This window comes from Spirulina subsalsa FACHB-351, from assembly GCF_026130165.1.
Taxonomy (GTDB): domain Bacteria; phylum Cyanobacteriota; class Cyanobacteriia; order Cyanobacteriales; family Spirulinaceae; genus Spirulina_A; species Spirulina_A subsalsa_A.
Window position 1 is genome coordinate 1 of record NZ_JAIHOM010000115.1, and the last position, 15,913, is coordinate 15,913.

The 15,913-nt window shown below is 47.2% G+C and carries 11 protein-coding genes and 1 pseudogene; 10 read left to right on the forward strand and 2 right to left on the reverse strand.

The window, feature by feature from the left end; all coding sequences use genetic code 11:
* Positions 1-35: 35 nt before the first annotated feature.
* On the forward strand, positions 36-2,249 hold the full coding sequence (locus tag K4A83_RS18190; RefSeq protein ID WP_407810120.1) for a heavy metal translocating P-type ATPase: 2,214 nt from the start codon (positions 36-38) through the stop codon (positions 2,247-2,249).
* Positions 2,250-2,280: 31 nt separating this feature from the next.
* On the opposite strand, the gene K4A83_RS24040 is transcribed toward K4A83_RS18190, so the two are convergent.
* Positions 2,281-2,490 carry a transposase gene (locus K4A83_RS24040; RefSeq protein ID WP_265263024.1) on the reverse strand — a complete coding sequence of 70 codons (210 nt, stop codon included), beginning with the start codon at positions 2,488-2,490 and terminating at the stop codon, positions 2,281-2,283.
* 29 nt (positions 2,491-2,519) lie between these two features.
* Between K4A83_RS24040 and K4A83_RS23510 the strand changes: the two are divergent.
* The 4 genes and pseudogenes from K4A83_RS23510 to K4A83_RS18210 form a co-directional block, all read left to right on the forward strand.
* Positions 2,520-2,669, forward strand: a pseudogene (locus K4A83_RS23510) (RNA-guided endonuclease TnpB family protein); the annotation flags it as partial.
* Positions 2,638-2,790, forward strand: a complete 153-nt coding sequence (locus K4A83_RS18200) for a globin family protein (protein WP_265266084.1) — start codon at positions 2,638-2,640, stop codon at positions 2,788-2,790. The pseudogene K4A83_RS23510 and the gene K4A83_RS18200, both read left to right, overlap by 32 nt.
* A 73-nt stretch (positions 2,791-2,863) precedes the next feature.
* Complete coding sequence (locus K4A83_RS18205; protein WP_265266085.1) at positions 2,864-6,259, forward strand: EAL domain-containing protein; 3,396 nt, start codon at positions 2,864-2,866, stop codon at positions 6,257-6,259.
* Positions 6,260-6,266: 7 nt separating this feature from the next.
* Positions 6,267-8,756, forward strand: a complete 2,490-nt coding sequence (locus tag K4A83_RS18210) for a pentapeptide repeat-containing protein (RefSeq protein WP_265266086.1) — start codon at positions 6,267-6,269, stop codon at positions 8,754-8,756.
* A 17-nt stretch (positions 8,757-8,773) separates the two neighbouring features.
* On the opposite strand, the gene rppA is transcribed toward K4A83_RS18210, so the two are convergent.
* Positions 8,774-9,457, reverse strand: coding sequence for a two-component system response regulator RppA (rppA, locus tag K4A83_RS18215; RefSeq protein WP_407810122.1), 684 nt, complete (start codon positions 9,455-9,457; stop codon positions 8,774-8,776).
* A 48-nt stretch (positions 9,458-9,505) separates the two neighbouring features.
* Between rppA and hisG the strand changes: the two genes are divergently transcribed.
* The 5 genes from hisG (at position 9,506) to K4A83_RS18240 (ending at position 15,766) form a co-directional block, all read left to right on the forward strand.
* Positions 9,506-10,147 (forward strand): ATP phosphoribosyltransferase, encoded by a 642-nt coding sequence (gene hisG / locus K4A83_RS18220; RefSeq protein WP_265266088.1) that lies wholly within the window; start codon positions 9,506-9,508, stop codon positions 10,145-10,147.
* Complete coding sequence (locus K4A83_RS18225; RefSeq protein ID WP_265266089.1) at positions 10,138-11,316, forward strand: ABC transporter substrate-binding protein; 1,179 nt, start codon at positions 10,138-10,140, stop codon at positions 11,314-11,316. The genes hisG and K4A83_RS18225 overlap by 10 nt, the downstream gene beginning before the upstream one ends.
* Positions 11,317-11,348: 32 nt before the next feature.
* Positions 11,349-12,500 carry an AAA family ATPase gene (locus K4A83_RS18230; protein WP_265266090.1) on the forward strand — a complete coding sequence of 384 codons (1,152 nt, stop codon included), beginning with the start codon at positions 11,349-11,351 and terminating at the stop codon, positions 12,498-12,500.
* On the forward strand, positions 12,497-13,264 hold the full coding sequence (locus K4A83_RS18235; RefSeq protein ID WP_265266091.1) for a DUF3226 domain-containing protein: 768 nt from the start codon (positions 12,497-12,499) through the stop codon (positions 13,262-13,264). Before K4A83_RS18230 ends, K4A83_RS18235 begins: the two co-directional genes overlap by 4 nt.
* A 327-nt stretch (positions 13,265-13,591) precedes the next feature.
* Complete coding sequence (locus K4A83_RS18240; RefSeq protein WP_265266092.1) at positions 13,592-15,766, forward strand: PhoX family protein; 2,175 nt, start codon at positions 13,592-13,594, stop codon at positions 15,764-15,766.
* Positions 15,767-15,913 lie beyond the last annotated feature (147 nt).

Sequence of the window (15,913 nt, forward strand, 5' to 3'; positions counted from 1 at the left end):
CCCTGCTCCCCTGCCCCCCTGCTCCCCATTCCCTCATGTCCGTCCTGTCTTCTCCCTCCCGCCCTGATCTGACCGCCCCTACGCTCATTCACACAGTCCCCGGTCGGGTACGCTTACGAGTGCCGCAAGTCCAGAAAAATAAGCCCCTCAGCGAATCCTTAGAGAAACGGTTACGCCTACAATCTTGGGTAGAAAACTGCCGGATTAATCCCCCCGCCGCCTCAGTAGTGATTTATCACTCCCACTCAAACCCGACAGAAGTTTATGGGCAATTTTGGCAACTCTTGCAACAACTGCTTGAGGCCTTCCCCCTGCTCCCGGAAGCCCCCAAACCCCTCCTAAAAATACCCAGCTTCGAGGGTCTAGAACAATGGTCGAGTCTCGCCCTACCCACCACAGCCACCCTCTTAGCCTTTGCCAGTTACCGATGGGAAAGCTGGCCCCTGCGCTTCTTAGCCCGTGCCGCCCTCGTCGCGGCCGCCTTTCCCGTGGCAAAACGAGCCTTTCAGAGTTTGTGGGTGGAGCGCAAACTCAATATTGACGGTCTGGATTTCCTAGCACTCATTTTAAGTAGTTTTCAAGGTAAGTTAATCACTCCCTCCCTCGTGATTACCCTCCATGAACTGGGGGACTTAATTCGGGAAAAAACCGCCCGCTCTACCGAACAAGAAACGGCCGACTTATTAGACACCATTGGGCGTTTTGCTTGGGTGGAACGAGCAGAACAAATTACCCAAATTCCTAGTAACGAGGTGCTGGTAGGGGAAACGGTGGTCGTTTACCCCGGAGAACGGATTCCCGTGGATGGGGTAGTGATTAAAGGGGAAGCGACCATTGACCAACAACAACTCACCGGGGAATCCATGCCCATTGTGGCGGTGCCTGGAACCCTCGTTTATGCTTCTACCCTTGTCCGCTCCGGTCAAATTCGCTTAACCTGTGAGCGGGTGGGGGAAAAAACCCGAGCGGCTGCCAGTATTGAGTTATTACAAAAAGCTCCCGTCCATGATACCCGCATGGCTAATTATGCGGCCAAGGTGGCGGATCGGTTGATTATGCCCTCTCTGACCTTAGCGGGGTTAGTGTGGCTCACCACCCAAGACGCAGCGCGGGCGGCTTCTATCCTGACTTTGGATTTTGTCACTGGGATTCGGGTATCCATGCCAACGGCCTTTTTAGGGGCTTTAAGTCATACCACCCGTCACGGAATTTTAGTCCGTAGTGGGCGGACGTTGGAGTTGTTGGCAGAAGTGGATACGATGGTGTTCGATAAAACCGGGACTCTCACCCAAGGTCAGGTGAAGGTGGTGGGTTTAGGGCGACTGACTGACCGTTTTTCTTTTGACCGTTTGGTTCAGTTGGCGGCTTCGGCGGAACAGAGAATTACCCATCCCATCGCTGAGGCTATTGTAGAGTTTGGCCAAGGGCAGGGGGTTGAATTGTTAACCCGAGATCACTGGCACTATGAGCTAGGGTTAGGCATGGATGCTGTGGTGGATGGGGTGCGGGTGTTGGTGGGGAGTGAGAAGTTTTTACAACAACAAGGTGTAGTGGTGGGGGATTTACAGGGCTTGGACTGGGGAGAAACGGCAAAGGATGTTTTTCCCCTGGGCGGGCTTTCAGAGTGGTTCTCGTTGATTTATCTGGCCTGTGATGGCAGGCTGGAGGGGGTGATGCAGTTCACAGATCCCCTCCGGCCAGAGAGTGGGCGGGTGATCCAGAAGTTGCAAGAAGACTATGGGATGACTGTTCATCTTCTGACTGGGGATAAGCAACAACGGGCGCGGGAGGTGGCCGAGGTGTTGAATATTCCGCCTTCTCAGGTGCATGGGGAGGCGTTTCCAGAGGACAAGGCGAAGATTGTGCGGGATTTACACCGGGGTGGGCGGACGGTGGCTTTTGTGGGGGATGGGTTGAATGATTCGGTGGCCTTGGCCTATGCGGATGTGTCTATTTCTTTTGAGGATGGGTCTGATGTGGCGCGGGAAACGGCGGATGTGGTGCTGATGGATAATGATCTTGGGAGTGTTTTGGAGGCGATCGCCATTGCCCAAGAAACTCGCGCTTTGATTGAACAGAATACCTTTTTCGTGGTAGCCCCCAATCTCTTGGGCTTAGGTTTGGCGGCTACGGTGGGACTCAATCCCCTCTGGGCCACGATTATCCACAATGGAACGGCGATCGCAGCCGGATTAAACAGTTTACGCCCCCTCGTCCAGCATCACATCGAAACTAATATTGTGCTTTGACCGAAAATAATGGGATTCAAGCCCCGTCCTTCTAGGACGGCTTTTCTTGATTTCTAATATATTGTTTAAGGACTTCTAGCGGCGCTCCACCCACAGAAATAGCAAAATAGCTGGGACTCCATTTTTCAATTACCCCCAGGCTTTCTGCTGTAAATACAGACCTCCTGTATTTCGTCACACAGACCAAATGAATTTTCAAATCTGTAACACTGTGTCTTTCTCTACGGAACTGGGTTGTCATTTACTGTAGACTAATCTATAATTAAATAACAGAAAGGAAAAAAAATAGGCAGACCCAAGTTTAAAAAGAAAATCAATCGGCAGTCAGCACGTTTTAGAATTGGCGGTTTTTCAATCAAAAACGGTAGTGTTTATCTTGCCAAGATTGGTGAAGTTAGTCCAATTTGGTCTAGAGAGTTGTGCCGCTTGCTTAGGAACAGCTTGGACTCCTGATGTACAAGAAGCTTGGACAGAGGCCTATGCAACGATTCAATCCTTAATGCTCCAAGGAGCAGAAAGTATCAATAATGGCTCCATATAGAGGGAAAATTAGCAACATCCCAGATTAATCGATTTTTCTGTTAGAATAAAAAGATGCTACGCCAACTAAATCAATGGCTTTCTGGCAAAACCACCAACTTTCCCGTCTGTTTAACAATCTGCCGTTACGTGCTGTGTTGATTGTTCCCTTTGTGGTGCAAATTACTTTCGCTGTTGGCTTAACGGGATGGATTTCTTGGCGGAATGGGCAACAAGCTGTCAATGATTTAGCGGAACAACTACGCTTTGAAGTGACCCTACGCATTGATCAAAAACTGGATACCCTCTTACAAATTCCACCCAAAATTAATCACCTCAATCAAAATGCTTTAAGACTGGGTTATCTTTCTACCACAGACTTAGAGCAAATGTACCGTCATTTCTTTACCCAAGCTCAAGAATTTGAGCAAGCGGGGGGTATTTTCTTTGGTCGTCCAGATGGGGAATTTATTGGCAATGCCCTTTTTAACCCCAATAATCCCCATCAATTAATGGTGGCAGGGGCTGCGACGGAGGGGGCAATTCGTTTTTATGATGTGGACGCACAAGGCCATCCTGTTAGGTTGCAAACAGTAACGCCGGGTTTTGATCCCCGTCAGCGTCCTTGGTATAAGGCGGCAATGGCGACGGGTACCACCACTTGGGGGGAAATTTTCCCCTATCATGCCTATACGTTGCTGGCGCTGCCCATCGCAACTCCGATTTATGACTCAGAGGGTGCGCTGCTTGGGGTTTTTGGTAATAACTTTTTTCTGGATCGCATTAGTGAGTTTTTGCAGGGTTTAAAGGTGGGTCAAACGGGACAGACTTATATTATTGAGCGCAATGGCAATATTGTGGCGAGTTCTACGTTACCCCAACCCTTTCGGGTGGAGAATGGAGTCACCTATCGGCTGAATATTCTGGAGATTGAGGATCCGTTGCTGGTGGCTTCGGCGGAGTTGATTAGCGATCGCCACCAACAATTTAGCGCCATTCAAGAACCCGTCCAGCTTGATTTTGTCTATCAAAAGGAACGTTATTTTTTACAGGTTTCCCCCTTTGAGGATCAATTTGGCCTCGATTGGCTGATTGTGGTCATGATGCCAGAGTCGGATTTCATGGCCCAAATTAACGCCAATACCCGCAACTCCATTCTGCTCTGTTTAGCAGCCCTCGGGGTTGCTATGGTTTCGGGTTGGTTAACCAGTCGCTGGATTATGCGCTCTGTGGGGCAACTGATGGGGGCTTCTGCGGCCATTGCTCAAGGGGAACTGTCCCAAGCGATTGAACCGGGGCGTTTACGGGAGTTGGGGATCTTGGCGGAAACCTTTAACGAGATGTCCCAACGGTTACAAGCTTCCTTTGCGGCGCTACAAACGGCTCATAATAACCTCAAAGAAAGTGAGGAAAAATTCCGCTCCTTTGCCGCAAATAGTGATTCGGTCCTCTGGATTTTTGACCGCTTTCAGCGCCGTTTTATCTATATCAGTCCGGCCTGTCGTAGTCTCTGGGGTTGTGATGAGTCAATTCTGTTAGACCAACCGCGTCAATTACTGCATAGAGTCCTCCGAGAAGACCGACCCACACTGTTGAAGGCGCTGCGGCAAGTTGGGCAGACCCATAGTTTTGTCGTGGATTACCGGATTGTTCATCCTGATGGCACAGTACGCTGGATTCGCGATCGCGCTTTTGTCCTAGATAATGGTCAGGAGCAGTCCCCTTGGCTGGGAGGAATTGCAGAAGATATTACCGAACGCAAACATTTTGAACAAGCCCTGACCCAAAGTGAAGCCCAGTATCGCTTATTGGCAGAAAATATGAGCGATTTGGTCTGTCTCCATACTCCGACAGGGGAATATCTTTATGTGAGTTCCTCGGTGCAGAATCTTTTAGGCTATCAGCCGTCTGATCTCATGGGTCATAATCACTTTGACCTGATTCATCCCGATGATTGCGATCGCATCCATCAAGAAGCCCTACAACTCAGCGACGGCATCGCCCTACCCCTAACCTATCGCATCCGCAAACAAGCCGGAGATTATCGCTGGTTTGAAACCGTCGCCCGTGGGGTTTTTAACTCCAAGGGTGAACTATTCCAACTGCAAACCACCTCTAGAGATGTTACGGAAAAAATGCGCCTACAACGGCAATTAGAATATGATGCGTTTCACGATGCCTTAACCGGATTGCCCAATCGTAACCTTTTAATGGAACGGCTGAATTTTGCCATTGAACGCATCCATCACCATGACGACTATCAGTTTGCCGTATTATTTTTAGATTTAGACCACTTTAAAGTTATTAATGATAGTTTAGGTCATTTGGCCGGGGATGAAGTCCTAATTGATGTCGCCCAAAAACTGCGGGACATGATGCGCTCTAACGATTTAGTCGCCCGTTTAGGGGGAGATGAGTTTGTAATCTTGATGGAGAAAATTCATGGACTCCATGAGGTGCTTGAGCTAGTCGAGCGGATTTTTGAGCGGTTTCAAGACCCGGTGGCCATTAATTATCAACAGACCTTAATTCGGGCCAGTATTGGCATTGTAGTCGGCACAATTCGCTATCAAAAGGCAATGGATTTGATTCGCGATGCCGATACAGCGATGTATCGCGCTAAGGAAAAAGGCCGGGCTTGCTATGAGATTTTCGACCCCACGATGCACGTTCAAGCCTTAGCCCGGCTGGAGTTAGAAAGTAATTTGCGCCATGCCATTGAGCAGAATCAGCTATTTATGTGTTATCAACCGATTATTAGTTTTAAGACTCATCAGTTAAAGAGTTTTGAAGCCTTGATCCGTTGGCAACACCCCCAGCGGGGCATCATTTCCCCAGCAGAATTTATCCCTGTGGCGGAGGAAACCCAGCTAATTGTGCCGATGAGTCTGTGGTTAATGAAGGATGTGGCCGGGCAAATCAAGGCATGGCAGCAAGATCCAGCTTTTCCCCGGGAGATCACGGAGTCGTTGCGAGTGAGTATTAATATTTCTGTGGTGCATCTGCAACAGAAACAGTTTATTGAGCAGGTTGATCAAGTGTTGCAAGAAACCGGAGTATCGGGGAAACATTTCATTTTTGAAATTACCGAAAGCATCCTGATCCAGAATGTTGAGGATATTATCCAGATTTTTCGCTGTTTGCGCGATCGCGCCATTGACATTACCATTGACGACTTCGGCACGGGCTACTCCTCCCTCAGCTACCTCTGTGATTTGCCCATTACCAGTTTAAAAATCGATAAATCCTTTGTGGGACGCATGATCCAAAGCTCCCAAAATCGTCGCGTCGTTGAAACTATTTTGAGTCTCACTCAACAGTTAGAGTTATTTTCCGTGGCCGAAGGCATTGAAACGATCGAACAATTTAATTTGCTAAAAACCCTCGGCTGCCACTATGCTCAAGGATATCTTTTTGGCCGCCCCGTGCGATCGCCCATTGCCAGTCAATGGCTCACTCACGCTCCCCTCCCCTTGTTAGACTCCCTGTGACTTCTCTATGCGCGATCATGCCTTTTCCCTCCCCTCCTCCCAACGGGGTCACTTTATCACCACAGAACCTTTAGAATCGAGAGGGGAAGCCGGGGAAAAACTTGTCTGGGAAGTCATTCAAACCGCTTTTCAAGATCGTCCCTGTTTAGCTTATTGGCGCTATCCCATCTTTTCAGGACAGGAAAATTATCGCCAAGAACCCGATATCTTAATAGTCGATTTAGAACTGGGTTTAATCGTCATTGAAGTGAAATCTATTAACATCCAACAAATTGTTAATATTTCCGGCCATCAGTGGCACTATCAAAATTTTTATACCAACTTTGGCAACCCCTACCAACAAGCCGAAGCTCATGTTTTTGCCTTGTTGAATTATTGCGATCGCGAACCCAAACTTAAACACCAGTTAACCACCCGTGCCATGCTCGCCCTGCCCTATATTCCCCAAGCCCAATGGCAACAGCGCGGTTTTGCCAACTTACCCAGTTCCCCCCCCATTCTCTTCCAAAATGATCTAATAGAACCCGCCTCCCTCATCCCTAAAATTCAGGCCGTTTTACCCCTCACACAAACCACAAATACACAAGCCACAAAACTCACCCATTCTAACTGGAAACTCCTCCTATCTATTATAGCAGGAACTCCCCTTTATTGTAAACCCACTTACCCCAATAAAACCCACACAATTAATCGAGGTCAGATCATTAAAACCCTGCGCCAACAAATCCATGAACTGGATCTCGAACAAGAACGAATTGCCAAACAAATCCCTCCCGGATGTCAAAGAATCAGAGGCATTGCTGGCTCAGGAAAAACCGCGATTTTATGCCAAAAAGCCGCCCATATTCATCTAAAATACCCACAATGGCGTATTGCCTTTGTCTTTTTTTCCCGGAGTTTATACCAACCTATTCTAAAACAAATTGATCAATGGTTACGCTATTTTAGCCAAAATCAAGTTAGTTATGACCCTAAAAATCGCAACTTACAAATTTTGCATGGTTGGGGTTCAAAACAGCAACCGGGCTTTTATCGTCTCCTCTGCCAAGCCGTAGGAATTCAGCCCTTAACCGCCAATCAGACCCAAAGTTTAAACCCCAATGAAGCCCTTGGGGAAGCTTGTTTAAAATTACTCCAACAGGCGGCAATTCCTACCCTTTTTGATGCCATTTTAATCGATGAAGGACAGGATTTAGTCGTAGATTCACCGAAATTTGAAGATAAACAGCCCTTTTATTGGTTAGCCTATCAAGCATTACGTCCCGTTGATTCCAGTAATCCAGAACAACGACGTTTAATCTGGGGTTATGATGAAACCCAAAGCTTAGAAAGTTTATCCTTCCCCAGTGCCAGCGAAGTATTAGGAGAAAGTTTAGGGCATCTTGTCACCGGAGAGTACGAAGGGGGGATCAAAAAAAGCGAAATTCTGCGCAAAAGTTACCGCACTCCCCACCTCATTATAACCACAGCCCAAGCACTAGCGATGGGATTTAGGCGATCGCAAGGCCTCCTCACCGGGTCACGACACCTCGAAGAATGGCAGGCATTAGGCTATGATATTGAAGCCCATCATCCCCCTTACCTTACCCTCCATCGTCCCCCCAGCCATTCCCCCAATCCCCTACCCAGCTTATGGCCAGAATCCTATATAAAATTTAACACCTACCCCACTCGTCAAGAAGAACTTTCCCGACTCGCCCAGCATATTTTACACAATTTACGCTACGAAGGATTGCGCCCCAGTCCTGATATTTTAGTCATAATTTTAGGCACTTTTTTCCAAGCCCGTCAACTGGAAAAACAAGTCGCCCAATTCTTACTCAATCAGGGGATTGATATTTACCTTCCCAGCACATCTGATTGTAACCAAATTGAAGTCAATCGGGCGACCTATCAACCCAATAAATTTTGGTGTGATGGGGCTGTTACCGTGTCCCGAATTCATCGCGCTAAAGGACACGAAGCAGAGATGGTTTATGTTGTGGGTTTAGATCAAGTAGCCCAGCAAGATCATAATATTAAACTCAGAAATCAATTATTAGTCGCCTTTACTCGTTCCCGTGCTTGGTTAAATATTAGCGGAATTGGGGCTTATCCGTTGTATCGAGAGTTACGGCAAATCTTACAAAACGGTGATCGTTTTACCTTAAATCTCCAACATCCTCCCCAGCGAGAAATTCATATTACCGATGTGGGAGAAATCTTGAAACGCTATGCTACCGGAGGGCGTAATTTTCGTAATGCTAACTTACCCGGTGCAGAGTTGGCGGGATTCTGTTTAAAAAATGCCAACTTTATTGGGGCAAATTTACGTTATGCTAACCTACAGGGGGCGAATTTAGAGGGAGTGAAATTCATGGCAGCTGACCTCACTGGGGCAAATTTTCAGGGGGCAAATTTGCGGAAAGCGAAGTTAATGGGAGCTATAATAGAGGGGGTTAATTTTAATGATGCCGATTTAAGTTTAACTGATGGATTGGAGGAGTTAGAATCATGATTAATTCTTAAGCTTTCTTACTCTCCGAACCGATAACCTTTACCATAAACCGTGTGAACGAGTGGACTTTCTTTAGAATGTTCAATTTTTCGCCGCAATAAACGCACAAGGGCGGCTAAAACATTACTACTCGGGGATTCACTGTCACCCCAGAGGTGTTGCTGAATTTGACTGTGGGTGAGGAGTTGGTTAGGGTTTTCCATGAAATATTCTAATAACTGGGCTTCTTTCTCGGAAAGTTCTATCGTGCGGTGTTGACGATAAGCCAGTTGATTGTCACGGTCAAATTCTAAGTCACCCACTTGTAAACGGGGGGTACTAGGGGCTAATTCTACCGTATGGGGCGATCGCCTTAACAACGCCCGCACCCGTGCCAGCAACTCCCGCAACTCAAAAGGCTTGACTAAATAATCGTCCGCCCCCGCATCTAAGCCTAAAACCCGATCATCTAACGTATCCTTCGCCGTTAAGAACAAAATTGGCGTAATTTGCCCCAAACTGCGCAATTTTTGGCACAGCATTAAACCCGACGACTGAGGCATCATCCAGTCCAAAATCAGCAAATCATAGGTCGTTTTCTGAGCCAGTTCCATCCCTGTGATACCATCATGAGCGATATCTACTGTATAACCCTCACGGCAGAGAACTTGACTCAAGGAGTCTGTGAATTCTATTTCGTCATCAACTAATAAGATTTGCATGGCGGATTGATTGAGCAAGGGGGTTGGTTCACCTGTTCTTTCTTAATTATGATTACGATTGCCCTACCCAAAGGCGCTCTTTTGCAAGATAGCATTGATTTGTTTCTCCAGATTGGTCTAGATTTTCGGGCTTTTCTCGACTCCAGCAACCGTCAACTCCAGATTACAGAACCCACCCAGAGGGCAACGGCGATGTTAGTGAGGGCCCAGGATGTTCCGGTTTATGTGGAATATGGTCAAGCCCAGTTAGGGATTGTGGGCTATGATGTGCTGGAGGAAAAAAGCCCCCAAGTGGCCCAGTTAGCCGACTTAAAATTTGGCGGTTGTCGCCTATCGGTAGCGGTGCCTCAAGAGAGTCCCTATCGGCGTTCAGTGGAACTTCCTCCCCATGGTCGCGTGGCCTCGAAGTTTGTGCAATGTGCGCGCAACTATTTCCGCCAGTTAGATTTGCCTGTGGAAATTATCCCCCTTTACGGTTCCGTGGAGTTAGGACCGATTACGGGGATGTCTGAGGCCATTGTGGATTTAGTTTCAACGGGGCGCACCTTAAAGGAAAATGGCTTAGTGGAAATTGATGTGCTGTTTGAAAGTACAGCCTATCTGATCGCCCATCCTTTAAGTTATCGTCTCAATCCGGAGGGACTGGGGGAATGGGTGCAAAAGTTACGAGAGAATGCACTGTGCAATTAAGGAATGAGGCGTTTATGTGGCAAAGTTGGAGTCGTGGGAAACGGTTTTTACTCTGGATGGTGAGCGGTGCGATCGCCAGCCTCCTCGCTTGTACCTCTCCCCCTACCGACCTGCCCATTGGCTTAATTGCGCCCCTCAGTGGCGATTTAGCCCCCACCTCCGGCACCCCCACCCTTCAAGGGGCAGAACTGGCTGTAAACGCCCTAAATGAGGCCGGAGGAGTCGAAATAGAGGGCCGTCGCTATACCTTCCAACTCGTACCCGCCGATGATCAAGATAACCCCAATCAAGCCGTCGCCGTTGCTAATCGTCTGATTAATCAAGAACAAGTCGTGGCCTTGGTGGGAATGCCCCTCAGTCGGATTGCTATCCCCGTCTCGCAAGTCGCGGAAAATGCCCGCATTCCTATGATTAGTTCTAAGTCCACCAATCCTGCTACGACTCAGGACAAAGACTATGTATTTCGCGTCACGTTTACCGATACTTTTCAGGGAGAGGCGATCGCAGAATTTGCCAAAAATCAACTTAACCTCACCCAAGCCGCCATCCTCTACGACGATGCCAGCAACTACAACAAATTCCTCGCCGAAACCTTCCAACAAGCCTTTACCCAACGAGGCGGCCAAATCGTCGCCCTAGAGTCCTACATCACCAACGAAACCAACTTTGAACCCCAACTCACCCGCATCCGTGACAGTGGAGCAGAATTAATCTTTCTCCCCAACTATCCCGTCGAAGTCATCGAACAAGCCCGACAAATCCGTAACCTTGGCATAGATGCCATCTTACTCGGGGGTGATGCTTGGTCCGGTTTTGCTCAATATGACGAACCCGCCCTAGATGGCTCCTACTACACCGCCGACTGGGCATTAGACCTCGATAACCCCCAAATGCCCGACTTTCTCGCCCGTTATCAGGCCACCTACGACACCCTCCCCACCTCAGCCGCCGCCCTCAGTTACGACACCATCGGTTTAATCGCCGCCGCCATCCGCCAAGCCAACGACAGCACCCCCCAAGCCATCCGCGAGGGTTTAAGCACCATGCGCGACTATCCGGGAGTGACCGGATTAATTTCCTACCAAGACAGTGGAGATCCCCAGAAAGGAGCAGTTATCCTACGTTTAGAGCAAGGAAACGCGGTATTTGATCGGCAAGTCATGCCGTAATTCGCCTATATTGTAGGAAATGCAAACGCTGTATGAGAATTTTCAACAATATTACAATTCAACAGTTCCGAGGACTACGCGATTTAGAACTCAAAGATTTGAGCCAAATCAATGTATTAGTTGGCATTAATAATTCTGGTAAAACCAGTATTTTAGAGGCTTTATTTCTTTACTCTAATCCCCTGGATATACAGCGTCTAATCACTCTCGCGAATCTACGAGAAAATACCAACAGCAGCCGATATTCTACCTTAGAAAATTTGCTATGGTTATTTCCTCAGTTGTCAGACCATTTAGACGATGATTTATTGCTCCCAGAGATCAAGCTTTACAGTGAAGGAATTAAGGAAATTCAAAGGATCAATATTAGCTATCAAAATCAAGAAAGAATTAAACCTTTAGCGTCTTCTATCAAGGAAGACCAGATGTATTATGAAGATGATTTTACATCGGAGAGGGAAGCTTCAAATATTGTACGAGGAATCAAGCTTGAATTCAAAATATATACTCATCAATTAAATCTCTGGGCAGAACCCCACATTCACGAAAAAATTACACTGTGGGAAGATGAACCGCGTTTTCGTTCTCCTAAAGCGAATTCAAAAGCCATCCAATTGCCTGTAGCATTTATCACCCCTTTTTCTCATCGTTCTCATTTTAGTCAACTGCGTTTGCTTTCTCAAGCCAGTTTTGAGAATCTTAAACCCAACGTAATTCAATTACTCAATTATATGGATGAAAATATAATCGATTTAGAGATTTTAATGAATCCTAAAACAAGATGGAATCAACCGAGTATTTATGTTCAACATAAAAAGTTAGGTCTTACTCCTATCAATACGTTGGGGGATGGAGTTCGTCGTTTATTGCATATTGCTTTGCAAATTCCTAGAGCCAGAGATGGAATTCTTTTAATTGATGAGTTAGAGTCAACCATTCACACAGAAGCCTTACATGATGCGTTTGAGTGGTTAGTAACTTGGTGTCAAAAAATGAACGTCCAGCTTTTTGCAACTACTCATAGTTTAGAAGCTGTCGATCATTTATTAGAAGTTACAAACTCAGCCAATGATTTAGCGTTTTATCGATTAGAACCGACTGATTACAAGACTAAAGTGGTTCGACATGATTGGGAAAGATTGAAAATTTTGAGAGAGGAATTAGGACAGGAGGTTCGTTGGTGAGTTTACAATATGCACTCATTGGAGTGGAGGGAAATCATGACCAGGCATTGGTGGGGAAAATTCTTGAGAAAATTTTAGGTTTGCAAAAATTTGATGGATTAAATTCTAACCTTGATTCATTTTGGCGAAAGTTTATTCCGACTTACCCACCGAAAACAGGACGACTCTATGCAAGGCTAGATATGCCGTCTATCTTTTTTAATGATTCTCTTTCTATCGCCATTTATGCTGGACAAGGGGAAAGTTTAAGCCAAAACTTAAAAGTGAGATTATCGGATATTTCTCTGGATTCTTTATTGGCTTTTGGCATTATTGCTGATGCTGACAAAAAATTCCCTGAAGATGTTGCAAAAACTTACGCTCAAGAATTTCAGGTTGTTTTTCCTCATTTCCCTGAAACCCCAGGAATTGTCAGTGTTAATTCTGTGAGAACCGGAGTTTTTATTTTACCGGATAATGTGCAACAAGGCGTCTTAGAAACCTTGTTGTTGGAATGTGGGAAAGTGGCTTATCCTGAATATTTAGAGAGAGCTATATCTTATATTAATCAATTTTCAGAAACAGAACAAAAAAGTTTGAAATGGAAGCCTTTTGACCGAGAGAAGGCATTAATCGCGACGGTTGTTAGTGTTTTAAAACCTGGAAAAACTAATCAGGTGAGTTTAGCTGATAATCATTGGATTAGTGAAACAACCTACCAAAATGTCCAAGCCGTTCAAAAAATTGTAGATTTTTTAAAAAACCTCCTAGATTTGACTGCCTGACACAAGTGCCTGCAAGTCTTGAAATTCCGTTGTTTTACAGTTTCAGATTACATCTTGAAACTTGGATTGGAACTGTTTACTGATTTGTTGGGTTGCGCTGTCGCTTCACCCAACCTACAGACTCATCACTGACTCACTGTTCCACAAAGCCTTAACCAAAATATTACCTGACGGTTACAAATTGATAATCGATGCGCCTTAGATTCTTGAACTGTGGGTCTAGTGAATGGCATAGCCTGCTGCACAGGTCTAGTTTCTGGCTAGGGCTGTGTTTCTCTTTGGCTAAGAGTTGCTAACCCCTAAATTCAAGATTTAACATTGGGCGAAATGGGTATTAAACGTCGTGATTTTTTAGCATTTTTGGGTGCTGGTGCTGGAACCGTTGCCTTGGGGTCAATGGCCACTCCAAAGGGCGTTACTATGCCCTTTAACATGGAAAGGGCGGCTAGTTATGGGGGGATTGGCTTTAATCCTGTCCGGCTGCCCATGCCCCTAGAAACAGGCAATATTGAGGCTTATCAAACCTTTGCCTTAGTCGATGATTTGGTGTTGCCTGAAGGGTTTACTTATGATGTGATTGCGGCTTGGGGCGATCGCGTCGGAAACTCCCGTTTCGGCTACAACAATGACTATGTCTCCTTTCTGGAGACTGGCCCCAATGAGGGATATTTAACCGTTAGTTTTGAATACATTAGTGGGAACACTTGGCGGCAAACCTATCCGATGGTGATCGGGGATACACTCGCCTTAACAGAAGTTCACCAACAAGGTTCAATGGATGTCTTTTCCTTACCCCAAGGCAATGAGTTAAAAGCTAAAGTGAGGGCCATTGCCGAAGAAATGATGATCGACATGGGGTTAGGTGTGATCAGTCTTCGTCGCAATGGGGACGGGACATGGAGTCGCACCTATAGTTCCACCGATCGGCGAATTACGGGGATTTCTGGTCTTAAAGATGGGCATTATCTCCAATCTACTGGCCCCGCCGTTGCCGTGTTTAATAAGACCAATAAAGTGGGCTATGAGGACGGTTTAAAGGACAAAATTATTGGCACCTTTGCCAACTGTGCCGGGGGAACCTCTCCTTGGGGAACCGTGTTTTCTGCTGAGGAAAATTTCCAAAATCAAGTTTATGAACCTGTGATGGCCGATGGTTCCTCCTTCCCCCCCAGTCAAAAAACCTTTCAAATCCACGAGGATGATGATCATGGCTGCGGGAATCCCTTGGGATTAGCGGGGAATAAGTACGGTTGGATGGTGGAAATTGATCCCGCCAATCCCAATGATTATGGGACAAAACACACTTGGTTAGGGCGCTACCGCCATGAAGCGGTGGGATTCTTTGCCCAAGCGGGGAAAAAGTTGGGGATTTATTCCGGGTGCGATCGCCGAGGCGGCCATTTATATAAATTCGTCTCCCAAGAAACCGTCCGCAACGTCAAAGATAAAGCCAATTCTCGCCTTCTCCAGAATGGGGCATTATATGGGGCAAAATTCAACCCCGATGGCACCGGGCGCTGGATTGCCTTAAATGCTGAGACTCCTGTAGATCCGGTTTTACCCAGCCAAGTGAGTGGGGGAATGGTTCCCCTACCCAACCCCAACCGCCAAGCGGGGGATATTATCCGGGTGACAGCCGATCAAGAAGCGATCGCCTTTAAGCAACAATTCAAAACCCTCGGCGACCTTTACACAGGCAATCCCACGGAAAAACAAGGAGCGATCCTCATTGACGCTCACTTTGCCGCCAATGCCGCCGGAATCACCTGCACCGCCCGCCCAGAAGACACCATCGTAGACTCCCAAGGCACCCTTTATATCGCCTTCACCTCCGGAGTCCCCGGCAGCGATGGCAGCCCCGATAAAGCCGTTTTCCAAGGCCCCAACGGTGACAGCCAATATGAACATGGCTGGATTGTCAAACTGCAAGAAAGGGGCAATGATCCCGCCGCCATGACCTTTCGCTGGGAAATCCTCTCTTTAGGGGGTGAACCGGCCACCGGAGGCGCTGGTTTTTCCAATCCAGACAACATTGAACTAGACCAAGGGGGTAATGTGTGGATGGTGAGCGATATGTCCACCAGTAGCCAAAACAAAGCCGTTCCCAGTCGGGTTAAAGACGGTCAACCCTTACCCACCAAGGATTTAGTCGGGCTATTTGGCAATAATTCCATTTGGTACATTCCCACCTCGGGAATCCATGCTGGAGAAGCCTATCCTTTTGGCATTGGCCCGATGGAATGTGAATGCACCGGCCCCTTTTTCTCTCCAGACCAGCAAACCCTATTCCTAGCGGTGCAGCATCCGGGGGAAATTCATGGGGTGCGGCTGAATGGGCAATCGGAAATTCGTCAATTTGCCATGACCATACCAGACGGAACGGAATTCATGCAGCAACGCACGGTTCCCCTCGGTTCTAATTGGCCGGGTAAGCGCCCCAATGACCCCCCGAAACCTGCGGTGGTGGCCATTCGTCGGGTGAATAATCAGCCCATCGCCTAGGGCTTGCTGAATAAGGCTCTAGCAGGGGAGAGGGGGAGTCGGGGAGAGGGGGAGCAGGGGAGTCGGGTGTAATGTCATTGACTAACTTTGACTAACTTTAGCCAGAAACCGGGTTGCATTCATTGTCTAGTTTTCTCGATACACCCC